25 protein-coding genes and 1 tRNA gene are annotated in these 22,685 nt (G+C 66.3%); 10 read left to right on the top strand and 16 right to left on the bottom strand.

Features of this window, described 5'->3' with window-relative positions:
- Positions 1–194: 194 nt before the first annotated feature.
- Positions 195–1,736, top strand: a complete 1,542-nt coding sequence (locus WJU21_RS06300; protein ID WP_346322552.1) for an acyl-CoA synthetase — start codon at positions 195–197, stop codon at positions 1,734–1,736.
- Positions 1,737–1,746: 10 nt separating this feature from the next.
- On the opposite strand, the gene WJU21_RS06295 is transcribed toward WJU21_RS06300, so the two are convergent.
- The 5 genes from WJU21_RS06295 to WJU21_RS06275 form a co-directional block, all read right to left on the bottom strand.
- Entirely contained in the window at positions 1,747–2,958 is a 1,212-nt protein-coding gene (locus WJU21_RS06295) for a hypothetical protein (RefSeq protein WP_346322551.1), read from the bottom strand.
- Entirely contained in the window at positions 2,951–3,451 is a 501-nt protein-coding gene (locus WJU21_RS06290) for a hypothetical protein (protein WP_346322550.1), read from the bottom strand. Before WJU21_RS06290 ends, WJU21_RS06295 begins: the two co-directional genes overlap by 8 nt.
- 49 nt (positions 3,452–3,500) lie before the next feature.
- Positions 3,501–4,883 carry an aminotransferase class III-fold pyridoxal phosphate-dependent enzyme gene (locus WJU21_RS06285; protein ID WP_346322549.1) on the bottom strand — a complete coding sequence of 461 codons (1,383 nt, stop codon included), beginning with the start codon at positions 4,881–4,883 and terminating at the stop codon, positions 3,501–3,503.
- Positions 4,884–5,067: 184 nt separating this feature from the next.
- Positions 5,068–5,976: a ChuX/HutX family heme-like substrate-binding protein gene (locus tag WJU21_RS06280; RefSeq protein WP_346322548.1), complete on the bottom strand. Its 909-nt coding sequence runs from the start codon at positions 5,974–5,976 to the stop codon at positions 5,068–5,070.
- Positions 5,977–6,055: 79 nt separating this feature from the next.
- Positions 6,056–7,474, bottom strand: coding sequence for a DegQ family serine endoprotease (locus tag WJU21_RS06275; RefSeq protein WP_346322547.1), 1,419 nt, complete (start codon positions 7,472–7,474; stop codon positions 6,056–6,058).
- Positions 7,475–7,641: 167 nt separating this feature from the next.
- Here WJU21_RS06275 and WJU21_RS06270 point away from each other — a divergent pair, with 167 nt between their 5' ends.
- The gene (locus WJU21_RS06270) at positions 7,642–8,151 is read left to right on the top strand and encodes a CYTH domain-containing protein (RefSeq protein WP_346322546.1); all 510 of its coding nucleotides are present in this window, start codon (positions 7,642–7,644) and stop codon (positions 8,149–8,151) included.
- 208 nt (positions 8,152–8,359) lie between these two features.
- On the opposite strand, the gene WJU21_RS06265 is transcribed toward WJU21_RS06270, so the two are convergent.
- Both WJU21_RS06265 and WJU21_RS06260 read right to left on the bottom strand, forming a co-directional pair.
- Positions 8,360–8,436, bottom strand: a tRNA-Pro gene (locus WJU21_RS06265).
- Between the two features lie 76 nt (positions 8,437–8,512).
- The gene (locus WJU21_RS06260; RefSeq protein ID WP_346322545.1) at positions 8,513–9,535 is read right to left on the bottom strand and encodes a polyprenyl synthetase family protein; all 1,023 of its coding nucleotides are present in this window, start codon (positions 9,533–9,535) and stop codon (positions 8,513–8,515) included.
- 105 nt (positions 9,536–9,640) lie between these two features.
- On the opposite strand from WJU21_RS06260, the gene WJU21_RS06255 reads away from it, so the two are divergent.
- From WJU21_RS06255 to WJU21_RS06230, 6 genes are all read left to right on the top strand, one after another.
- Complete coding sequence (locus tag WJU21_RS06255; protein ID WP_346322544.1) at positions 9,641–9,850, top strand: DUF2007 domain-containing protein; 210 nt, start codon at positions 9,641–9,643, stop codon at positions 9,848–9,850.
- Positions 9,843–10,574 carry a methyltransferase gene (locus WJU21_RS06250; RefSeq protein ID WP_346322543.1) on the top strand — a complete coding sequence of 244 codons (732 nt, stop codon included), beginning with the start codon at positions 9,843–9,845 and terminating at the stop codon, positions 10,572–10,574. The genes WJU21_RS06255 and WJU21_RS06250 overlap by 8 nt, the downstream gene beginning before the upstream one ends.
- Positions 10,575–10,692: 118 nt before the next feature.
- Positions 10,693–11,214, top strand: coding sequence for a hypothetical protein (locus WJU21_RS06245; protein WP_346322542.1), 522 nt, complete (start codon positions 10,693–10,695; stop codon positions 11,212–11,214).
- Between the two features lie 19 nt (positions 11,215–11,233).
- Positions 11,234–11,527: an HPr-rel-A system PqqD family peptide chaperone gene (locus tag WJU21_RS06240; RefSeq protein WP_346322541.1), complete on the top strand. Its 294-nt coding sequence runs from the start codon at positions 11,234–11,236 to the stop codon at positions 11,525–11,527.
- Complete coding sequence (locus WJU21_RS06235; protein WP_346322540.1) at positions 11,524–12,429, top strand: HprK-related kinase A; 906 nt, start codon at positions 11,524–11,526, stop codon at positions 12,427–12,429. The genes WJU21_RS06240 and WJU21_RS06235 overlap by 4 nt, the downstream gene beginning before the upstream one ends.
- Positions 12,426–13,514 (top strand): nucleotidyltransferase family protein, encoded by a 1,089-nt coding sequence (locus WJU21_RS06230; protein ID WP_346322539.1) that lies wholly within the window; start codon positions 12,426–12,428, stop codon positions 13,512–13,514. Before WJU21_RS06235 ends, WJU21_RS06230 begins: the two co-directional genes overlap by 4 nt.
- On the opposite strand, the gene WJU21_RS06225 is transcribed toward WJU21_RS06230, so the two are convergent.
- The 6 genes from WJU21_RS06225 to WJU21_RS06200 form a co-directional block, all read right to left on the bottom strand.
- Positions 13,511–14,833 (bottom strand): MFS transporter, encoded by a 1,323-nt coding sequence (locus WJU21_RS06225; RefSeq protein WP_346322538.1) that lies wholly within the window; start codon positions 14,831–14,833, stop codon positions 13,511–13,513. The genes WJU21_RS06230 and WJU21_RS06225 overlap by 4 nt on opposite strands.
- Before the next feature lie 66 nt (positions 14,834–14,899).
- On the bottom strand, positions 14,900–15,145 hold the full coding sequence (locus tag WJU21_RS06220; protein ID WP_346322537.1) for a hypothetical protein: 246 nt from the start codon (positions 15,143–15,145) through the stop codon (positions 14,900–14,902).
- Positions 15,146–15,199: 54 nt separating this feature from the next.
- Positions 15,200–15,904 (bottom strand): alpha/beta hydrolase, encoded by a 705-nt coding sequence (locus WJU21_RS06215; protein WP_346322536.1) that lies wholly within the window; start codon positions 15,902–15,904, stop codon positions 15,200–15,202.
- Positions 15,901–16,194, bottom strand: a complete 294-nt coding sequence (locus tag WJU21_RS06210) for a hypothetical protein (RefSeq protein WP_346322535.1) — start codon at positions 16,192–16,194, stop codon at positions 15,901–15,903. The genes WJU21_RS06215 and WJU21_RS06210 overlap by 4 nt, the downstream gene beginning before the upstream one ends.
- A complete protein-coding gene (locus tag WJU21_RS06205) occupies positions 16,188–16,793 on the bottom strand; it encodes a hypothetical protein (RefSeq protein ID WP_346322534.1) in 606 nt (201 codons plus the stop codon). Before WJU21_RS06205 ends, WJU21_RS06210 begins: the two co-directional genes overlap by 7 nt.
- Before the next feature lie 84 nt (positions 16,794–16,877).
- Positions 16,878–17,288: a nuclear transport factor 2 family protein gene (locus WJU21_RS06200; protein WP_346322533.1), complete on the bottom strand. Its 411-nt coding sequence runs from the start codon at positions 17,286–17,288 to the stop codon at positions 16,878–16,880.
- A 202-nt stretch (positions 17,289–17,490) separates the two neighbouring features.
- Here WJU21_RS06200 and WJU21_RS06195 point away from each other — a divergent pair, with 202 nt between their 5' ends.
- A complete protein-coding gene (locus WJU21_RS06195; protein ID WP_346322532.1) occupies positions 17,491–18,504 on the top strand; it encodes an energy transducer TonB in 1,014 nt (337 codons plus the stop codon).
- An 83-nt stretch (positions 18,505–18,587) separates the two neighbouring features.
- Complete coding sequence (locus tag WJU21_RS06190; RefSeq protein WP_346322531.1) at positions 18,588–19,823, top strand: serine hydrolase domain-containing protein; 1,236 nt, start codon at positions 18,588–18,590, stop codon at positions 19,821–19,823.
- A 7-nt stretch (positions 19,824–19,830) separates the two neighbouring features.
- Here the strand turns inward: WJU21_RS06190 and WJU21_RS06185 are convergent, their stop codons facing one another.
- From WJU21_RS06185 to WJU21_RS06175, 3 genes are all read right to left on the bottom strand, one after another.
- Positions 19,831–20,769: a beta-1,6-N-acetylglucosaminyltransferase gene (locus WJU21_RS06185; RefSeq protein WP_346322530.1), complete on the bottom strand. Its 939-nt coding sequence runs from the start codon at positions 20,767–20,769 to the stop codon at positions 19,831–19,833.
- A gap of 78 nt (positions 20,770–20,847) precedes the next feature.
- On the bottom strand, positions 20,848–21,579 hold the full coding sequence (locus WJU21_RS06180; protein WP_346322529.1) for a pseudouridine synthase: 732 nt from the start codon (positions 21,577–21,579) through the stop codon (positions 20,848–20,850).
- A gap of 22 nt (positions 21,580–21,601) precedes the next feature.
- A complete protein-coding gene (locus WJU21_RS06175; RefSeq protein ID WP_346322528.1) occupies positions 21,602–22,576 on the bottom strand; it encodes an HWE histidine kinase domain-containing protein in 975 nt (324 codons plus the stop codon).
- Between the last annotated feature and the right edge of the window lie 109 nt (positions 22,577–22,685).

Below are 22,685 nucleotides of genomic sequence, written 5' to 3'. Positions count from 1 at the left end.
CCCTCCCGGCGCATATAACCAGCAGAGCTGTTAATTGCAAATACAAGTATGCTGCGATGCAGCTATGCGGTGACTGCATGGTCAGTTTAAGTCACATCTGACCTTAAGTTGGCGGCGCCGGCGCGCGCTCGGTCGTTTACCGGGCGGTAAGCACAGTGTTAAATAGGCGCAAACAAAAGGGGAGACCGCGTTTCATGCACCCATCCGTGCACGCCCGGACCACGCCTGACAAAGCGGCCTATATCATGGCCGGATCGGGCGTCGTGGTGACTTATGGCGAGCTTGAAAGTCGCTCGAACCAGTTGGCGCAGCTGTTTCGTGCGCTCGGCCTCAAGACCGGTGACCACATCGCCCTGCTGATGGAGAATCAGCCCCGCTTCTATGAAGTGTGCTGGGCGGCGCAGCGCGCTGGCCTTTACTTCACCGCGATCAGCACCCGCCTTACTGCCGCGGAGGCCGCCTATATCGTCAATGATTGCGGCGCGCGGTTGCTGGTGACCTCCCATGCCATGGCGGCGGTGGCCGCCGATCTGCCCGGGCAGGCGCCGGGGGTCGAGGCGCTGCTGATGACCGGTGGCACGCTGCCAGGTTTCGAGAGCTATGAAACGGCGGTGGCTGCGATGCCGTCCGTTCCCATCGGCGACGAGACCTCGGGCACCGACATGCTCTATTCCTCGGGCACCACCGGCAGGCCGAAGGGCGTCAAACTGCCGTTGCCAGGCGAGCCGATCGATTATGTGTCGCCGCAAGGCATGGCCTCGCGCATGCTCTACGGGTTCGACGAGAACACCATCTACCTCTCGCCGGCGCCGCTCTATCACGCGGCGCCGCTGCGCTTCAACATGTGGGTCATGCGTGTCGGCGGCACCTGCGTGATCATGGAGCATTTCGACGCCGAGGATTATCTGCGCCAGGTGGAAAAACACCGCGCCACCCACAGCCAGCTGGTGCCGACCATGTTCGTGCGCATGCTGAAGCTGCCCGAGGAGGTGCGCGCCCGGTACGATGTCTCGTCGCTCAAGGTGGCGATCCATGCCGCCGCGCCCTGTCCGATCGAGGTGAAGCGGTCGATGATCGGCTGGTGGGGCCCGATCCTGATGGAGTACTACGCCGGCACCGAAGGCAACGGCTCCACCTTCATCAATTCCGAGGATTGGCTGAAGCACCCGGGTTCGGTCGGGCGTTCGCTGGTCGCCGGCCTGCACATCGTCGGCGACGACGGCGAGGAATTGCCGCCCGGCGAGCCGGGCGCCATCTATTTCTCCGGCGGGCCCGAATTCGCCTATCACAACGACCCGGACAAGACCGCGCAGACCCGGAACGACAAGGGGTGGTCCACGCTGGGCGATGTGGGCTATGTGGACGAGGAGGGCTTCCTCTACCTCACCGACCGCAAGGCCTTCATGATCATCTCGGGCGGTGTGAACATCTATCCGCAGGAGGTCGAAAACCTGCTGATCGGCCATCCCAAGGTGGCCGACGTGGCGGTGTTCGGCGTCCCCAACGAGGAATTCGGCGAGGAGGTGAAGGCGGTTGTTCAGCCCATGGACTGGTCCGACGCCGGGCCCGCGCTCGCGGCCGACATCATCGCCTATTGCCGCCAGCACCTGGCCCACCTGAAATGCCCCAGGAGCGTCGATTTCGAGGCCGAGTTGCCCCGCCATCCCACGGGCAAGCTTTACAAGCGGCTGTTGCGGGACCGCTACTGGGGCAAGCAGGAAGGCCGTATCGTCTGAACCGGCGCCGTCAGCACCCGCGGGAATAGAACCAGGCCGTCAGCTTTCCATTGGCCGAATAGGCGGGCACCCAGCCGGTGTCGACGACCTTGGGTGTGCCGCCCTCGCAGGGGCTCTGGTCGAAGGTCTGGACCCGCAGCCACAGACCGTCGCCAACCCGGCGCGTCTCCTGCACGTCGACGATGAATTCATCGTCTTCCGCCGCGGCTCCCTGCCTGAGCGTCGACGTTGCGGGGCGTGCGCCGGCCTCGGGTTCACTCCACAGGCGCCCGTCCCATTCCCGGTTCAGAAAGGTCATCGACCGGGTCAGCAGGTCGTCCACCGGCATGAAGTCTCCCGCGGCGTCGACCTTGATCCAGCCGTGCTTCAGCGAACCGGGCAGGGCGGCGCGCACGCCGATCCGGTACCAGGGCGGCCGGGCCTCATAGACCACCGCGGCAGCGCCTTCATAGGTATATTCGCGGTATTCCACGTCCTCGGGCGTGCGCAACACCGTGATCGCGGGCGCATCGTCCCGTGGCACGGCATAAACCGGCAGCGGCACCGGCTGCTCGGCCGCTACGACGCCCCCTGTCTCGGGTGGGCCGAAGATACCGGGCAGGAGGATCAGGCCAAGGACTGCGTTCTTGCCCGGCGCGGCCGACGGCAGCGGGGCGGCGTCCCCGCTCGCTGCGCACGGGCACTCAGCGCCGCAACCTTGCCGGAACTGCTCGAAGGCAATGGCGCCGTCGCGCGCCTCTTCGTGGTAGATCACCTTGGCCTGTTCCACGTCGAGCAACAGGTCGCTGAAAACCGTGCGGCCCCAGGCCACCCGCAGGAAAATCAGTTTCTCGTTGATCCAGCGCGGCGCGATGGGCTGCGCCACATCCCGCAGGAACAGGCTGACGCGTCCGGGCCGCTCGGTATCGGCGACCAGCACGGCATTCCACGGGCCGGGCCGGGCCGTGTCCGGCTGGTGGGCCCAGAACCGGTAGGCGCCATTGGGCGACAGGGTTGGCGCGCCCGACGCCGGGGCCACTTCGCCCACCTTGAGCCGCACGCGCGCCGCCAGATCGCCGGATGGCGCGCCCGCGTGATGGATACGCGGCGCGTCCCAGCAGGCGGGGCTGGTGTGATAGCTGTTGCCTGCCGCATCGGCAGGCATCGCCATCAGGGCGAGCAGCAGGCCCAGGACAACCGTACCGGACCGCCGCGGCGGACCTTCTGCAAGAGCCTCAGACACCGTCCATGGTGGCGACCTGAACGGTGGTCGTGTCGTCACCCGCGAACACGGTCACCGAGGCCCGCCGGTCATCCTTCGTGAAGCCCATGGTCTGCATGGTGTCGGCCTGTACCTGCGCCGCATCCCTGGTCCAGCCCTTCGACGTCATCCTGTCCTCATAGAACGCGACAACCTTGTCGAGGCTGTCGGTGCTCTGGGCATGGATCATGAAACCCTGCGGCGTGGTGCTGGTGGAGACGATCTTGATATCGGGATACATGGCAACGTCGTCGGGAAAGCCGCTCGGCAGGCCCAGATCCTGGCCGACCATCACCTTGGACCCGTCGGGACCGGTCATGGAAACGGTCGATTCGTCGCCGTCGCTGTCGATATCCATGTCGATGCCGTGCTGCTTGGCGATTTTCTCGGCGGCGGTTTCGGCCGCATCCTGGCCGCAGCCTGCCAGCATGACCACCGCCAGCAGCGGCAGCGCGAACTTCATGGTCGGTTTCATCGGAATTCCCCCTCTCCAGCCGGGCTCTGCGCCCCGTCAGGACCGCATCCTAGATCAGGCCGTCCTCCCGCACCAGATCGAGCGACCGGGTGATGCGGCCTACCGCCTCGTCGATCAGCTCAGGCGTATGGGCGAAGGACACGAACGACCGCCGCGTGCCCGGGACCAGCACGCCGTTGTCCAGCAGATGCAGATAGAACTCGGTCTCGGCCTGGGGTTTCTTCATGTTCAGGTCGCGGGCGGAACGGATCGGCTCCTTCCGGAAATAGATCTGGAACATCGAGCCGGCGTTCAGCACCTGCACCGCCATGTTCTTGGAATGGGCGTAGTCGTTGACCATCTTCGCCAGCCGCTCGCCCTGACCGTTGATGTGCGGATAGACCTTGTCCCGGTGCTCGTCGAAATACCGCGTCTGGGCATAGCCCGCCGCCATGGTCAACGGATTGCCCGAGAAGGTGCCGCCCGACATGATGCCCTTCGGGTCGCCCTCGTGCATGGCGTTGAACAGCCGCATGATGTCGGCCCGGCCGCCGACCGCGCCGATGGGCAGGCCGCCGCCCAGCGCCTTGCCATAGGTCGCCAGGTCCGGCTTCACGCCGTAGAATTCCTGGGCGCCGCCATAGGCGAAGCGGAAGCCGGTGATCACCTCGTCCATCATGAACAGCACGCCTGAGGCGGCGCACACCGCTTTCAGTTCGTGCAGGTAGTCGCGGATCTCGTCGTTCATATGCGGGTTCGAGCTCTGCGCCGCCTCGATCATCACCACCGCCAGCTCGTCCTTGTGCTGGCGGATGAGGTCGAATGCCGCCGGTGACCGGTAGGGCAGCATGACCTGGTTCTCGACGACGGCGGGCAGCACGCCCGCGCCCAGCGGCCGGTAGACCGGCGCGTCGCGCGGGCTGGCGGGATCCGCGATGCCGATGCCGTAATCGTGGGCGCCGTGATAGAAGCCGTCGAACACGCCGATCTTGTTCTTGCCGGTAAAGGCGCGGGACACGCGGATGGCGTACATCGACGCTTCCGTGCCGGTGTTGCAGAAGATCACCCGCTCGACGCAATTGTCGGCCTTGATCAGTTGCTCGGCCAGCGGCACCTGGTTGGGATTGTGCAGCCCGAACTGCCAGCCCCGGTTCTCGACCTGATCCAGGATCGCCTGGGTGATGACCGGGTGCCGGTGACCCAGGATCAGCGATCCGAAGCCGATCTGGAAGTCGATGTAGCGGTTGCCGTCGGCATCGATCAGATGGGCGCCTTCGCCCTTTTCGATCAGCACCGGAAACGGCATCTCGACACTGGCGGCCGAGCCCATGTTCATCAGTTCCCTGGTGCGTCCGGTCAGCTCCTGCGACCGCTGGTTCTTGCGGCTCAGGCTCTCGCGCACGGCGCGGCCGGCGGCGCCGATGTCGTCCGTGATGGTGAACGCCATGTTCATTGAATATCTCTCCCCGATCTTCACCGACTGTAAGGGGAGCGCAGATCAACCGGCAAGAGTGAAGGACAGGTCATCCACTCGGATATCTTCCAAGCAATGCGCAGCAGAGCAGCCGGACCGCCGGCCTGCCATCGGCCGCCCGGCTGGCGCGCGTCGCTAAACCCGCCAAGTCAACGGGAAGGCCCTATTTGCGCGGCAGCGTGTTCAGCAGTTCCAGCCAGCTTGCCGGTTGCGGATCGCCGTGCGGATGCTTGCCGAAAATGCTGGCCAGCGCCTGGTCCTCGGCCTCGCTGACGATCTCCAGCGACGAGATGATGCCGGCGGCGGTCGGCTTGTTCACCAGCCACAGATGCTGCAGCGCCGAATCGGGCACGAACACCTTGGCCCGGTCATGGACGATCTCCCAGCCGTGGCCGACCCGCTTGGGCGCCTTCGCCGGACCGGAGAAAATCTGCACGAAGCCGCGGTTGGCGACGAAAACCATCACCTTCTCGCCGGTCTTGTCCAGCTTGCCCAGCAGGTCGGGGAACGCGTCAGCCGCCAGTTCGTGGGTGAAGTCGCCGTTCATCATCCGGAACGCCTGCAGCCGGCCGACCCGGTGCTTGGCCAGCAGCGCCTCGAAGTGGTGGACGTTGGTCATGGCTTTCCAGTCGGCGCGCACTGCGTCGGCGTCCACGTCCTTGTCGGCAAGACCGGGACGGCGATTGCCGGCGTTGGAAATCTGCGCTCCGGCGTGATCGGTGCCGAATCGCTGGGCGATCGACTCAATGGCCGCCTTGCCCTCCTTGTCGGCGCCGTGGAACGACGTCGCCAGCACCCCGGCCTCGTTGTAGATGTCGATGGTGGTATGGGCAGGATGCACCTCGCCGCGCGCCAGGCGCTTCAGCAGGAAGCGCAGGTCCATGTCGTCCTGCACCACCGAGGCGAACTGGCCTTCGCCGCGGAGGAACACCTCGTCGATCACGCCGGTCTGTTCGATGGCCACACCGCCGCTGGTGGTGCGCACAGTGAACGTACCCGCCTTCTCGAACGCCTTGACGATCTCCTCCCAGGCGGGCTGGAGATAAAGGGTCTTCTCGGCGACGGTGCTCATGGCGGCTCTCCCAGATTGCTGCGTCCCATGATATTGGCTGAAGCGAAGGCAGGTCGAGAACTTTAGGTCGCCCCGGTGCCTAGGGCATGGCGAGGAACAGACTGCCCGCGCCGCGCACGATGTGGACCAGCATGGGCCTGCCCGCCGCCGCCGTTTCCGCCTGCCGCAGGTCGTCGGGGGTGGCCACCGGCCGGCGGTCCACCTCGACGATGATATCGCCTTCACGAATGCCCGCGCGCGCGGCCTTGCTGCCGGGGGCGACCGATTGCACATAAAGGCCCGTCGTCTCCCGCGACAGCGGGTGTCCCTCGGGGATGGGCGTGATACCCAGGCCCGCGAAACGGTTGCCCAGCGCGCTCGCATCGGCGGCCTGCTCCCTTGCCGCGAGCTTGAGCGAGACCTTCATGACCTTGCCGTTGCGCTGGACCTGCAGCTTGACCTCTTCGCCAGGCCGCATCAGTCCGACGCGGTTGCGCAATTCCGTGCCGCTGGAGATGTCGTGGCCGTTCACCTCGGCGATGACGTCGCCGGCGCGCAGCCCGGCCTGCTCGGCCGGCGTGCCGCGCATGACGTTGGCCACCAGCGCCCCCGACCAGGGTTTGATCTGCATGGCGTCGGCCAGTTCCGGCGTGATGTCCTGGATGCTCACGCCGATCTGGCCGCGCTCGACGCTGCCGTGCTCGATGATTTGCCGGGCGGCGCGCATGGCCATGTTGACCGGAATGGCGAAGCCGATGCCGATATTGCCGCCACTGCGCGACAGGATGGCAGTGTTGATGCCGATCAGATTCCCGCTCTGATCGACCAGCGCGCCGCCCGAATTGCCCGGATTGATCGAGGCGTCGGTCTGGATGAAATCCTCATAGCCTTCGATGCCCAGCCCGGACCGGCCCAGGGCGCTGACGATACCCAGCGTCGCGGTCTGGCCAAGCCCGAACGGATTGCCCATCGCCACCACGAAGTCGCCGGTCTTCAGGGCGGACGAATCGCCCACCGGCATGGCCACCAGATCGGCGGCGTCGACCTTCAGCACGGCAATGTCCATCTCGGCGTCCGCGCCGACCAGCTTGGCCTCCAGTTCGCGGCGGTCGGTCAGGGTCACCTCGACCCTGTCGGCATCGGCGATCACGTGGCGGTTGGTCAGGATGTAGCCGTTGGCCGCGTCGATGATGACGCCCGAGCCCACGCTGTTCGATTTCTGTTCGGGCACGGCCTCGGGCGCACCGAAGAACCGGCGGAAGAACGGGTCCTCCAGCAGCGGATTCATGGCGCCGGGCCGTGAGCCTTCGACCGACACGTTGACGACCGCGCCGGATACCCGCGTGAGGACGGGATGCAGCGACGGCATGGCCGGCGGCGTGGACCCGGGCTCGGCAAGGACCAGCGGCGGACGGGATGGTGTGCCGTCATGGAAGAGCGTGCGGACCTGGGGCACATAGGCCCAGGCAAGCGCGCCCGCCACCACCACCGCCGCCACGCCGATCATAAACCGTTTCATTCGCTGCACCTCTTTCGCTCGCCGTTCCACGAGGAGGTGGCGACCCGTTGGCCGTCGTTCAAGGCATGCCGGGCGTGTGCGCGGGGCAGCTTTCCGGAAGCAACCGGTGCGCCGGCACATTGTTGAATGCTAGATACCGGCCATTGGCAACGACCAGGGCATACCGGGTGCAGATCGAAATCGAACGCAAGTTTCTTCTCAGGAATGATGGCTGGAAAAATCACGTGATCGACAGCCGCGTCTTCACCGATGGCCTGATTGCCTCGGATGCGGGCGGCAAGGTCAGGGTCCGCCTCGGCGAGGCCAAAGCCACCATTACGGTCAAGAGCCCCCGCACCGGACTCCGCCGTACCGAATTCGAGTACGAAATTCCCCGCGCCCACGCCGAGGCCATGTTCGCGGCCTGCTGCGACCACCGAATCATCGAGAAGACCCGCTATTATGTCCGGGAGGGCGAGACCATCTGGGATATCGACGTCTATGGCGGCGATCTTGCCGGCATCGCCCTCGCGGAAATCGAGCTGCAGGATGAAAGCCAGCCCTTCACCATCCCCGACTGGCTGGGCCAGGAAGTCACCGGCGACCGGCGCTTCAGCAAGCGGAATATCGTTCGGCTGTATCTGGAGACGGGCAATTGCCCGTCCATGGCCGACCTACTTGCGCTGCCGGATGCGTAGCGGCAGCCGCACGCTGCCACGGAAGGCGCGCCGTGGTCTTGGAATACCTATCGCAAACGGGGTTTTACCGAAATCGGCCGCACGACTTTTCCGGGACACATGAAGCCGGAATGCCGGTTAATGGCCGTCAGCCGGCACGCGTGCGCCCCTGGTGACGCAGCGGTCGAAGGGAGGCGTTTTTCGGGACCGCCTGCCGTGCTGCATTAATTGGTCGGGGAGAGAGGATTCGAACCTCCGGCCCCTGCGTCCCGAACACAGTGCTCTACCAGGCTGAGCTACTCCCCGACGGGCCCTTAGGTGGGGCAGGGCGCGTGTATAGCGTTCCGCCGCGCCGCCTGCAAGCGGCCTTCGCAGTGAAAACCTAAAAAGCCCGGTCGATGGAGAAATCGACGATACCGGTCAGCGCATCGCGCATGGGCGAGGGCGCGAACAGGCGCAGGGCGTCCTTGGCCATGGCGCCGTAATGGCGGGCGCGGGTAAGCGTGTCGGCGAGGGCGTCGTACTTGGTCATCAGGCCGATGGCCCGGTCCAGATCGCCGTCCTGCTGCTGGTCCACCTGCTCGAGCGTGCGGCGCCAGAAATTGCGCTCCTCGGCGTCGGAACGGCGATAGGCAAGAATCACCGGCAGGGTGATCTTGCCCTCGCGGAAATCGTCGCCCACCGACTTGCCCAGGGTTGCCTGCTTGGCCGAATAGTCGAGCGCATCGTCGGCCAGCTGGAAGGCGATGCCGAGATTGCGGCCGAAGCTTTCCAGCGCCTCTTCCTCGGCGGCCGGCCTGGTGGCGACGATGGCGCCGATCTGGCAGGCGGCGGCGAACAGCACCGCGGTCTTGGCGCTGACCACCTGCAGGTAGCTGTCCTCGCTGGTGTCGACATCGTTCGAGGTGATCAGCTGGAGCACCTCGCCCTCGGCCAGCACGGCGGACGTGCCCGACAACAGGCGCAACACATCCAGCGAGCCGTCGTCGGTCATCACCTGGAAGGCGCGGCTGAACAGGAAGTCGCCCACCAGCACGCTGGCCTGGTTGCCCCACAGCACGTTGGCGGTATCGTTGCCGCGCCGCAGCCGGCTCTCGTCGACCACGTCGTCGTGCAGCAACGTGGCGCTGTGCAGGAACTCGATGCAGGCGGCCAGCGGGATGTGCCGGTCGCCCGAATAGCCGCACAGCGAGGCGGTCGCCAGGGTCAGCATGGGGCGAAGCCGCTTGCCGCCCGAGGCGATCAGGTGGCCGGCGAGCTGCGGGATCAGCGCCACGGGGCTCTGCATCCGGGTCATGATCACCTGGTTGACCCGCTGCATATCAGCCTTGGTCAGCTCTGTCAGCACGTCGAGCGCCGACGGCTGCCCGCGCTTGTCCCTGTCGATTCGGACGACGTTTTCCACCAGCCGCTTCCTTGCTTTCTTGCTTTTATGCGTTCTGGCCAAGATAGAAGGGCGTAAGATCGGCGGTCAAGTGACCTGCCCGCAAATCGGACTGGGGACAACGACATGAAGGAAGTGCTGCGCACCAACGACCCGGTCCTGATTTCCGTGGCGCAGAGCCTGCTCAAGGAAGCCGGAATCGAGACCATGCTGTTCGACGGGCATACCTCGGTCCTCGAGGGCAGCATCGGCGCCATCCAGCGCCGGCTGATGGTGATCGACGAAGACGAGACCGAAGCGCGCGGCATCATCGCCGATTCGAAGATCGATGAATGAGCCGGCGCTGACCGACGACACCCTGCTGGGCGGCCGCGTCCGGCTTTTCCAGCCGAAGGACGGCTACCGGGCGGCCATCGACCCGGTGCTGCTCGCCGCCGCCGTTCCGGCCCGTTCCGGCCACACCGTGCTGGACGTGGGCAGCGGCACGGGCGCTGCGGGGCTGTGCCTCGCTGCCCGTATCCCGGGGATCGAACTGAGCGGTATCGAGCGCGACCCCGGCGCGCTGGCGCTGGCGCAGCGTAGCGCCGGGGCCAACGGCGTCTCCGTGGACTGGATCGAGGGCGACGTGCTGGCGCCGCCGTCCGCCGTGCTTTCGCGGCAATACGATCATGTCATCAGCAACCCGCCCTACCGCTCGGCGGACCGGGGCCAGCGCAGCCCCGACCCGGCGCGGGCGGCGGCCCACAGCATCACCGACGCGGATTTCGACGCCTGGCTGGCGTTCTGCGTTGCGCGGGTGCGCGGCAAGGGGACGCTCAGCCTGGTGCTGCCGGCAGGCGAGCTGTCCCGCGCGGTGGCGTTGATCGAGCCGCGGCTCGGCGGCCTCACGCTGCTGCCGCTGTGGCCGAAACAGGGCGCCGAGGCCCGGCGCGTGATCCTCCAGGCACGCCGCGGCGGCCGGGCGCCGTCGCGGCTGCTGCCGGGGCTCGTGCTGCATGCGCAAGACGGCCGCTATACGCCGGAAGCCGAGCAGGTGCTGCGCCACGGCGCCCCGCTCTGAGTAGGCACCTTGCCACCCGGCATTGATTGGCGGGCTAAGCTCTTCTAAAATGAGGTGTTCGGCATGAGGCGACTTGCGGTGCCGGCAGGCCCTTGGGGGCGGCAGAGAGGTTAAGGTCATGTCCGAGCAGGAATCGCACGAGGCCCGCGGAGAGGGCGCCGTGGAAGCGCGCCGCGCCGCCGACATGCTGCGCCGACGGCTGCTCAAGACCGGCGCGGCGGCAGTCCCTGTCATCATTTCGCTGCAAAGCGGCACGGCCTGGGCCATCTCAAGTTGCGCCGGCACCACGAATCGACCGACAAAGGCCCAGCTGGTCAGCAAGTTCGGCAGCTTTACCGGTCCGGGTTCTCCCACCGCCACGCAACTCCAGAACCAGGCGTTGGTCACCAGCCTGACCGGCCTTCCCGACAAGGCGTCGGGCTCGGGCACGAACGACATCGAATCCATCGTCAAGGGTTTCAGCGGCACCAGCGGCGGGTATCCGTATCCGAGCGGCCCCGGAGATTCGGTCGAAACCGGCGACATGATCCATCTCATTGTCACCAACGGGTCGTGCTGGACGTCCTATTGCGCCGGTCCGATCAAGGGCAGCCGCAACGTCGCGATCCTTTCCGACACCACGCCCTCGGTCTGCAAATAGCGGCGGCCAGAGCCGCTCGATGGATGGCACCGGCGAAACCTACCGTCTCGCGGCGCCGTCCGGGTCGCTGCTGTGGCGCGAATGGGACGACGGCTGTGTCGTTTTCAACCTTGCGACGGGCGAGACCCATTACCTGGACGATTTCACCGCTTATCTGCTGCGGCTCGTAGAGACATCCGCGCAAACCGCCGACGCGTTGACCGGGACGGTCTGCGCCGAACTGGGACGCGAGCACTCGGCCGCGCTCGAGGCCCAGATCGGCCGGGCGCTGCGCAATTTCGAGGTGCTCGCGCTGCTGGAGAAAACGCGGTGACACGCATCGGCGCGATGGATACGGCGGCCCTGTCGCGGCGCCTTGCGGCGGGCGCGGTGATTGCGGTGCCGCCCTTCGCCGTCCGGCTGCAGACCCCGCTGGCGGCGCTGCACCGGTCCATGCACATGCTCTACGGCGAGTTCGACCTGCTGGACGACGGCGAGGCGCCGGATTTCGTCATCCGGGTGGCCGGGACGGGCGGCCTGCGCCGTTTCGCGCGCCGCCAGGCCATGGCCTTCATCGACACGCCGCCACCCTATACGCCGCTCCCTGAATTCATGGCGCCGATCATGTTCGAGCAGGCGCTGAACTGGTGCGTGGCGACTCGCACCCTGACGCACCTCATCCTGCATGCCGCGGTGGTGGCGAGGAACGGCCGCGCGGTGATCCTTCCAGGGCAGTCGGGCCAGGGCAAGAGCACGTTGTGCGCGGCGTTGGTTGCGCGCGGCTGGCGGCACATGTCCGACGAATTCGCGCTGCTGGACCCGTCGAGCTTGGCCATCACCGCCCATCCGCGCCCGATCTCGCTGAAGAACAGCTCGCTTGCCGTGGTCGCCGATTTCGCGCCGCAGCTCGAGCAATCCCAGGCCTTCGAGGGCACGCCCAAGGGCACCATCGGCTATGTCAGGCCCGCCCGCGCCGCCGTCGAGGCCGCGTCCCAGGCGGCGGCGCCGGTCGCCGTGGTGTTTCCGCGTTTCGATCCGGCCGAGGCTCCCTCGCTCGATCCCATGGGCAAGGCCGCCGCGTTCATCGCGCTCACCGCCTGCTCGGTCAATTACCGTGAATTCGGCCATGCTGGCTTCGATGCCATCAGCCGGCTGGTGGACGGACACGCCATGCTCGGCGCGTCCTATCCGGACACGGAATCGGCCGTCGCCCTGCTGGAGCAGGTGGTGGCATGACGGCCGATCCGCTGCTGCGGGCCCTGCGCGATCCGGCATCCATGACAGCGCTGACCGGGGCGGACTGGACCGGGCTGATGCAGCGCGCCCGACCGCGCGCTTTGCTGGGCAAGCTGGCGCAAGGGGCAGCCGACGCCGGTGTCACCGATGCGCTGCCGGCCGCGGTGCGGCGCCAGTTTGCGTCGGCCGGCCGGCTGTGCGCCTACAACGACGAACACCTGAAGGCCGAGGCGTTCCTCGTGCTGCACGCCCTGCGCGATGCCGGGTCACCCGTATTGTTCCTGAAGGGCGCGGCCTATGCGCTGCTGGGGTTGAAGCTGGCGCGCGGCCGGGTCTCGTCGGATATCGACGTGCTGGTGCCGCGCGAGCGGCTGCCGGCGGTAGAGCTGGCGCTGGACGCGGCGGGTTGGGCCGGCATGAAGCTGGACCCCTATGACCAGCGCTATTACCGCGAATGGATGCACGAGCTGCCGCCGCTCCAGCACCGCTATCGCGCCACGGTGATGGATGTCCACCACACGATCCTGCCGCTGACCGGCCGGATCACCCCCGACGCTGGCGCGCTGCTGCGCGATGCCCTGCCGGTCGCGGTGATGGGACGCACCGCGCTGGTGCCGCGGCCCGACGACATGGTGATCCACGCCGCGCTGCACCTGTTCCAGGATGGCGACCTTGCCGAGCGTCTGCGCGACCTGCTCGACCTGCATGAACTCGCGGCTGAATTCGCGGCGGCCGATGCCGGCTTCTGGAACGGCCTGGCGGAGCGGGCGCGATTGCATCAGGCCGGCCGGCCGCTGTTCTACGCCTTTCACTTCGCCCGCCGCCTGCTCGGTACGCCGGTGCCGGAGGAGTTCCTGCGAACCCTGTCGCCGCGCCCGGCCGCCCTCGCGCTGGCGGTCATGGACACACTGGTGCCGGCCGCTCTCCTGCCCAGCCATCCCGACCGGGTTTCCACGGGCGCGGCGCTGGCCCGGCGGATGCTGTTCATTCGCTCGCACTGGCTGCGCATGCCGCCATTTCTGCTGGCGCGGCATCTGGCGATCAAGGGGTGGGGCGCGGTGAAGGGGCGGCTGGGTTTCGCCTAACCTGCCCGCTCCGATGGTGCGGCGCCGCTCAGCGCCGCCTGCCGCAGCGCCCGGCCGGTGTCCGGCGACAGGCGCGCCAGAAGCAGGGTCAGCACGCCGGACAGGGCGACGAAAGCGCCCACCGCGACGATGCCCATGCCATAGTCGCCGGTGCGGTCCTTGACCGCGCCGATCATGTAGGGCCCCAGGAAGCCGCCCAGATTGCCCACCGAATTGATCAGCGCAATGCCGGCTGCCGCGGCCGAGCCGCGCAGTACCGCCATCGGCACGGTCCAGAACACCGGGAACGCGGCGAAGGCAGCCAGGAAGCCGGCACAGAACAGCACATAGGACAACAGCGGCCGGCTGGCCATCTGGCCGCTCGCCATGAACAGCGTGCCGCCCACCAGCGCCGGCATGGCCAGATTGCGGATGCGTTCGCCTGACAGGTCCGATCGCCGTCCCCAGGCCACCAGCACACCGGCCGCCAGCAGGTTCGGCACCACGGTGATCAGGATCGCCTGGGTCGTGCTGAGGCCGCCGAGCGATTTGGTGATCTGTGGCACCCAGAAGGTGAAACCGTATAGGCCAACCACGATTCCCATATAGATGAAGGCCATGACCCAGATCTTGGGCACGGTCAGTGCCTGGGCGATCGAGGCATGGGAGGTTTCGGTCGCGGCCCGGTCCTCTCTCTCGAGCGTGCCGTTGAGCCAGGCCTTTTCCTCGTCGGCGAGCCACCGCGCATCATCGGGTTTGTTGGGCAGCACCAGCAGGACGACGGCTCCCATCAAAATCGTGGGCAGGCCCTCGAGGATGAACAGCCATTGCCAGCCCGCCAGGCCCAGATGGTCCATGCCCATCAGAAACGTCGACAAGGGCGCGCCCAGGATGCTCGACAGCGGCAGCGCGACCAGGAACGAGCCGATGATCCGTCCTCGCCATGCTGCGGGGAACCATACCGAAAGGTAGTAGACGATGCCGGGAAAGAAGCCCGCCTCGGCAAAGCCCAGCAGGAAGCGCAGCACATAAAAACTCGTCTCGCCCTGGACCAGGGCCATGCAGGACGAGATGATCCCCCAGCTGATCATGATCCGGGCGATCCAGACGCGCGGGCCGAACCGTTTCAGCAGGATATTGCTGGGCACCTCGAACAACAGATAGCCGATGAAGAAGATGCCGGCGCCCAGTCCATAGGCGGTGGCGCTCAGCCCCAGGTCGGCATTCATGGTGAGCGACGCGTAGCTGACGTTCACCCGGTCGAGAAACGACAGGAAATAGCACGCCACCAACAGCGGCAGCAGCCGCCACGCCACCTTGCGGCAGATCCGATCGCCCATGTGCCCGGCCCCCTCCCAGTGAAAGGCAGCGGCACAATGGCACGGGATGGCAGGTGCGGAAAGGGTCTAGCCCTTGTCGACCACTTCGGTGTCGGGGCGGTCGTCGCCGCGGGCGGTTTCCTCGTGCCACACGCCGCGCTCGTCCTCGAACTCGATATCGGTCGTATCGCCGGGCAGTTCCTGACGCGCGGCGGCTGCATCCGCCGCCGCCCGTGCGTCGTCATGACTGGCGAAAGTTTCCGACAGCACATCGCCCACCTTGTAGGCCCAGCCGCCGTCGTGCTCGACGATCTTGTAGACGATTTCAGTCATGGCGCGCTCCTTGGTTTTCCCGCCATCAACGGGCGTGGGGCGGGCGGGTTCCGCTCAGTTCTGCGCCAGCAGCATTTCGGCCAGCGCATCCGGCATATCGATCATGATGTCGTGGCCGCAGGGCGCGGTGCGCGTGGTCCACGCCGGATCGTTGTTTAGCCGCTCATAGAGTTCGGCGTAAGGATTGGGAGACCAGCCGTCACAATAGACGTAGGTCTTTTGCGGCACGGTTTTCCACGCGCCGTTCAGCGATATGCGCTGCAGGAACGCCGCGAATGGATGCGGCCCGCATTTGGCATCGACCCACGCCCGGTCGCCCGGATTGACGCTGAAGCCCTCGGCCGGAATGGGCGGCGAGACCAGCCCGCCATGGCGTGACGCGCCATCGGTCAGGAACTGGCGAAACCCGCCGGTGGTCAGGCTCATCAGCGAATCCCCGTCATCGGGCACGAAGGCGTCGAGATAGACCAGTGCGGCGATGCGCGAGGCCATCCGGTCGGCCACGCCCGAGATCACCATGCCGCCGAACGAATGTCCGGCCAGCACCACGTCGTCCAGATCCTCGTAGGCGATGACGTTCGCCACATCCTGGATCTGGGTGTCCAGGTTGATGTCGGCGGACATCAGGTGCGAGCGTTCGCCCAGGCCGGTCAGGGTCGGTGTGAACACGTCATGGCCCTGGTCGCGCAGCAGGCGGGCGACCTTGCGCCAGCACCAGCCGCCGTGCCAGCCGCCATGGACCAGAACGAAACTGGTCATTGATCGTGCGCGGGTGTTGAAGAGACCGGTGCGCCGGGCGGGCGCGGGCGCGTTTCGGCGCGGGCGTTATTCTCGGCGGGCCTGGCCTTGCCGGCCTGGGCCTTCTCGACCTCCGTCTTGACCTTCTTGCCAGGGCCGTCGCTGTCCGGTCCGGGCTCCTCAGGGTCGGCCCGTGACGTAGTCTTCGCCATCTCGGGCTTGTGGGGCTGCGCCCAGGCCGGCGCCGGCAAGGCACCGGCGATGGTCAGGCCAGTTGTCAGTGTGAGAAGTCTGGCGGCCAGAATCAGCATGTGGTGCGGCACTTGACCTGCTCCCGGCGAATGACCTGTCCCGAATAGGTGTCGACATATTCATCGAAACAGCCTTGCGCCGTGCTGACGTGCCGCCGGAGGGTGCGGCCGTCCGGCAGGAATGCCTGGCAGATGACGGTGGCCGCTTCTGCCGATGCGATCTGAGTGCGGCCCTCGCTGCGCCATGTGGCGGTCTCGCCGGCATAGGCATGCGAGATGAACGGGAGGGATGCGGCCTGCTTGTCCTTGACGATCGAGTTCAGCAGCACCCACTGGTAAAAGTTGCCCTGCCGCGGCGTCGCGACGCGCACGAAGATGTCGCCGGAATTGCAGATGGTGGCGTCGACCTTCAGGTTTTCCGGCGTCGAGTACCAGTCGAAGGGGGCGGCCGAACAGGTCAGGTTGGCGCGCCAGGCGTCTTGCTGCTGCTTCGCCTCATCCCAGCCCCTGTCCTCGACGCCGTTGAACATGGCCTGTGCCTTGTCCACCCATTGCGGCGCCGCCGACACGATGGAAATCGCCAGCGCCGGGTAGAGGATGATCCATTGCCACCACTTGGCTGGCCCGCCCTTGGCCCCTGGCGCCTCGGAGTTGCTCACCTCTGGCATTGTCCTGCCCGGTTCTACAAGTGCCCATCCAAGCTCTTATGGTACCGCAATCAGGGGCCGAAATGAAGCCGAGTGCTATTCTCCGTGCAGGGCCTGGAACGAGCGGCGCTGGAAAAGCCAGCGGCCGTCCTGCTTTACCACCACATCGTCATACTGGCCGCGCGGGCGCAGCTCGGTGCCGTCCTGCATCACTGCCACCTCCGCCGTGTACGACCGGACATGGGCAATATCGCCCTCGACGCGGATCGTGCCGGGCATGGCCATCATGTTGACGAACGGGAACAGCTTCATGGACTCGACCCAGGCGGTGACGATGGCCGCCTTGCCTTTCACCGATTCCATGCCGGGAACAACGGGCAGGTTCCATTCGCTGTCCTCGGCCCAGTTGGCGCCCCACAGCGCCGCGTCGCGCTGGTTCACGGCATTGCAATAATGCTCGATCAGTTCGCGGATGGCGAGGCGGTCGTCGGTCGGTCCGGTGTTCATCTTGATCTCCCGTTTTGCGGTTTGGGCCGGGTTCCCCGCACCGGCGCGTCCATTGTGGGCAAGTCGGCGCCGCATTCCAATGGTGTTCCCGGCCCCGGGCGCGGCGGTTGCGCGCCGCTGCGGTCCGGTGCCTTGTGGCCGGCGCGTCCATCCGATAGCCTCCGGCGCACGAACGGGATCAACGACACGGAGACGGGCCAAGATGCGCTGGACTGAACGGGTTGCGCTGGCGGCGGTTGCTGGAATTTTCTCGATGGCCTGGACGGCGGCGCCGGTGGCGGCCGCCCCGGAAACGCCGCCTTCCACGTCCGAGATGGCTGCGGCGAGCGCCAGCCGGACAGATCCGCGTCAGGATCCGGCGAATCCCGTGACCCAGCCGGCCTATCCGTCCGACGCCTTCCAGAAGGGCGAGGTCGGCAATGTGGTGCTGAAATTCGTCGTCCGCCCGGATGGCAGTGTCGATCCCGCTTCCGTTGCCGTTGCCGAAAGCAGCGGCTCGCCGTCGCTCGACAAGGCAGCCGTCGCCGAGGCCAGCACCTCGTGGCGGTTCATCCCGGCGACTGAGAACGGCAAGCCGGTTGCTGCGACCCACATGTTCAGGGTGGTCTTTGCCATCGACGACGCACCCGATCAGGCGAAGGGCGCCTACATCGTCGCCAAACCGGGTCTGGTGGACGTCCAGAAGAAATTCGTGGCCGACGCGCGCACCGGCGTGACCAAGGAAGACAAGCGCGCCTATCAGGAAGGCCGGGCCGATGGCGTCTATTACCGCTTCTACGACGACGGCTCGGGCACCTTCCAGACCAGCGCGCCCGGTACCGACAGCGTCGGCGCCTGGAACCTGCTCTGCGGCATGGCCGGTTCCGATACCCTGTGCGTTGCCCGCTACTACAAGCTCGAGACCATGCTGGTGAAGGACAAGGGCTGGCTGGTGTCCCTGATCGGTCAGCGGATGACGGTCTGCCCGATCGCCTTTCTGCCGAAGGACAAGACGCAGGAACCCACAGCCATGAACGTGACCGATCCGACCGGTCCGGCGGTGTTCCCCGACAAGGACGGCACCAGCATTGTCAAGGGACTGATGGAGATGGAATCTTTCGTGGCGCCCTGCGGCCAGGAAGTCATCGCCGATCCCAACATGGCGATGACCCCGGCGCCGTTCCCCGTCATCCGCCGCTATATGGAGTGGGTCCTCGCTGGTCAGCCGGCCGGCTGACCGGCATGACAGCCTGTAGTTTCCCTTTCCATCCGGCGCGGCGAGGAGGCTAGACTGCCGCCACATTCCGGGGAGGGTACGTCATGGGAAAAACCAAGCATCTGGGCCTGTCGGCCGAGCGTCTCGATCGCATTACCGAGACGCTGGAGCGAAAATATGTGGCGCCGGGTGAGATACCCGGCAGCCTGATCCAGGTCTGGCGGCGCGGCGAACTGGCCTATACCGGCATCACCGGCTCCATGGACCTGGAGCGCGGCAAGCCTTTGCGGGAAGACACCATCTTCCGCATTTACTCCATGTCCAAGCCGATCACCGCCGTGGCGCTGATGATCCTGGTCGAGCAGGGCCTGATCGGTCTCGATGATGACGTGGCCACCCATATCCCGTCCTGGAAGAACCTGGCCGTGTTCGCCGGCGGCGTGCCTGGCGCGTTCATCACCACGCCGGTGAAGCGGCCCATGAAGGTGATCGACCTGCTCACCCACACGGCGGGCCTCACCTACGGCTTCCTCGCCCGCACCAATGTCGATGCCGCCTACCGCAAGCGCAAGGTGGCCGACATGCCCAACGCGCGCGGGCTCGAGGGCTTTATCGAGGACCTCGCCGAGCTGCCGCTGGAATGCTCGCCGGGTGATGCCTGGAATTATTCGGTGTCGATCGACGTCCTGGGCTATCTGGTGCAGAAGATTTCCGGCGAGACATTCGGGGACTTCCTTCGCAGCCGGCTGTTCGAGCCGCTGGGCATGAGGGACACCGCGTTCCACGTCCCTGCCGAGAAGATCGAGCGTTTCGCCACCTGCTATGTCGCCAGGCCGGAAGGCGGCATCAAGCTTCAGGATGACGCCCAGGCCAGCACCTATGCCGCGCCGGCTATATTTGAATCGGGCGGCGGCGGCCTGGTGTCCACGGCGGGCGACTACATGCGGTTCTGCCGCATGCTGCTGAATGGCGGCGAACTGGACGGCGCGCGCATCCTCAGTCCCAAGACCGTCGCCCTGTTCAGCCTCAATCACCTGCCGGGCGGCAAGGACATGACCGAACTCGGCCTGGCGCCTGCCCTGTTCAACGAGGCGGGATATGCAGGCGTCGGCTTCTCGCTGGCCTGCGGCGTGACGATCGACGTGGCGCGGACCCGGCTGCCGGGCACCGTGGGCGAATTCTTCTGGGGCGGCGCCGCCTCCACCGCCTTCTGGATCGACCCGAAGGAGGATCTGGCGGTGGTGTTCATGACCCAGGTGCTGCAGTCGCCCCACCACATCAGCCTGCGCCGCGACCTGCGCACCCTGGTCTATTCGGCGCTGACGGAATCCGACGCCTGACCGCTGTTCACGGCAGGGTGCGGCCGGTCCTGGCCTCGTCGAGCAGGTCGAGGATGCGGCTGTCGACATCGATGTCGAATTTGCGGGCGAACATGCGGTTTGACGCCAAGAGGGCGTCGAGATCGGTCTCGAGCAACGTGCGCGGCGAAGATTTCTTCCAGATTTCGAACCACAGGTAACTGCCCAGCGTGTTCTCGCGCCATTCCCCGCGAATTCTGGCGGGGTCGGCTCCCGAATTGACCAGCAGGGTCTGGAAATACATTTCCTCGGCATGGATGGTCCGCTCGTAGAACCGCGCCAGCGCCGGATTGGCGTCCGTCAACTCCAGTAGCCGGCGCGCTGTCTGGCCCGTGAGGCACCACCAGGCCGATCCGCCATAAGGTATGTAGCCGGCGGGAAAGGCCGGCTTTGGCAACAGGACATGTACCAGCTTGGTGAACAGCCTGAGCCGGAAGGTCATGTGCCGGGTGATGCGGCGGCTCTTGTTGGCCGGCCAGACCAGCGGGATCCAGTCGTAGAAGTTGTATCGTTCGATGCGGCGCATCTCGATCGGCGCCCAGAACGGCGTCGGCATCCGGGCATAACTGATGAATTCGGTGTCCGCGTGGCGCCTGAAATAGGCGGCGATCCCCTCGCTGGAGATCAGCGGATAGTCCTGTCCGCTCAACAGGCAAATTCGGTCCGGCGCGGCCCCGGACGGGTCGGCGAATATCTCCCGAAGGCCCGCAAGCGTGGCGCGGACCAGCGAATAGCCGCCCCAGTTCGCCACCACCCGGTTGGCGACGAACCTGACATCAGGCGCTGCCAGCGCCCGCCGGAACGGCGCCTCGTCCACCTTCCTGTCGATATGGATGAAAAACCGCACACCTTCGCCGCGAAGGGCGCCCACCAGCCGTGCCAATTGGTGCGGCGCCCTATGCGCTCGGATGAGGTAGACGAGGGTCATGCGCGATGCCTGTTCGCCGTATCGGTGCGAGACATTCTCCCACTTTCCGGCGATTGGAAAGCAGCATCGACATGCCTGTTAACCGGCGAACAACGTAGCCTCGTCGGCGTCGTCCAGGAAGCGCCAGGCGCCTTCCGGCAGGTCGCCCAGATCCAGGCCGCCGGTACGGAAGCGGTGGAGGGACACCACAAGATTGCCGAGTGTCTCGAACATGCGGCGAATCTGGTGATAACGGCCTTCGTCCAGCACCATGACACCGCTTGAGGATCCCTCCGGCGTCCATGTGGCGGGCTTGAGCGGCCGCGCGTCGCCGTTCATGACGAAGCCGCCGGCCGCGAACAGGGCCGTCTCGTCGCCGCGCAGCGGGTCGCGCAACGTCACGCGGTAATGCTTCGCCGCATGGCTGCGAGGATGGGTGATCCGGTGCAGCAGGTCACCGTCATCCGTCAGCAGCAGCTGGCCGGTGCTTTCCTTGTCAAGCCGGCCCACGGTCGACAGCGGCGGCTTGCGGATGCGCCAGCGATCGGGCAGCAGGTCGTAGACCAGCGCGCCCAGGTCATTATGCGAACAGGTATAGCCTGCCGGCTTGTGCAGCATGACGGTCATGGGCGGCGGAAGATCGATGGCCTCGCCGTCAAGGCGGACGGTGTCCGACCTGTCGAGCGGCACCGCGTATCCCGGATCGGTGACGTCCACGCCGCCCACGGTCACCCAGCCGTTGCGGATCGCGGCGATCATTTCCTTGCGGCTGCCATAGCCCAGGTTGGACAGGAGCCGGTCGAGGCGCATGGACGGGTGGGTCTTGGTCATCGTGGGGCGAGTATAGCGCCTCTCAGGAGGATTGCGGCGCTTCGATCGTCACCGGCGGCGACGCGAGCGTCCACTCGACGCCGCCGGGCGCGTAATTCATCTGCGCGCTGCCCTCCAGCGCCGCCGGCACCAGTTCGGTCAGCACCTTGCGGCCGAAACCCGAGGATTCGGTCGGCACAACGGGCGGGCCGCCGGATTCCGTCCACTTGATGTTGAAGCCGGGCTCGTCCAGCGACCAGGTAAGGTCGACAAGGCCCTCGTCCACGGACAGCGCGCCGTGTTTGGTGGCGTTGGTGCACAATTCGTGCAGCGCCATGCCCAGATAGCGCACCGCCATGGACGACAGCATGACCGGCGGACCGCTCTGGCGCACCCGCTCCGGCGGGCAGAAAGGGCGGATCTGGCCCTCGATAAGCTCGGCGAGCGGCGCGCCTTCGGCCTCGCGGGTCAGCAGGTCGCCGGAACTGGCCAGCGCGCGGATACGGTTGCTGAACTCCCGCAGGGCGATGTGTCCCTGCGGTGTCCTGGGTGTCACCGAACGGGCGATGGCGTCGACCAGCATCAACTCGTTGCGCCGGCGATGGCCCATTTCCGACATCAGCGCCGACGCCTCGTCGCGGGCGCGTTCGGCCTCGCGCTGGGTCACAGCCAGCCTGACCAGCGCCCGTGTCAGGCTGCCGGTGATTGTGGTGATCAACACGCCAAGGACAACATAGGCGACAATGCCGATGAGGCTTTCACGGCTGGGCGCGAATCGCTCGGCTGCCGGCACGTAGAGAAACCACAGGAATACCGCCGAGAACACGACGCTGGCATAGCCGAACGGGCGTCCAGCGAAGAACGCGACCAGCAGGATGGCCGGGTAAAACAGCATGAACGCCATCGGGGTGCCGCTGACGAACTGCGCCGCGATCGCGATGGCAAGGCATGATCCTCCCACCAGCAATCCCAGCCCTGGCCGCGCGTGCATGTTCTCGGATACGCGTTGTACCCACATGCGCCTCTCCCTGTCACCCCCCCGGTAACATGTCACTCCGAAGTCCCCCTGCAAAGGGCTTCTCGGGTGCGACCACGATGCGAGGGTAGCGTATCGGATCGCTAATGCC

Source organism: Emcibacter sp. SYSU 3D8 (genome assembly GCF_039655875.1).
Classification (GTDB): domain Bacteria; phylum Pseudomonadota; class Alphaproteobacteria; order SMXS01; family SMXS01; genus RI-34.
Note: the sequence above shows the minus strand (reverse complement) of the source record. Positions and strands in the feature narration are given on the sequence as shown.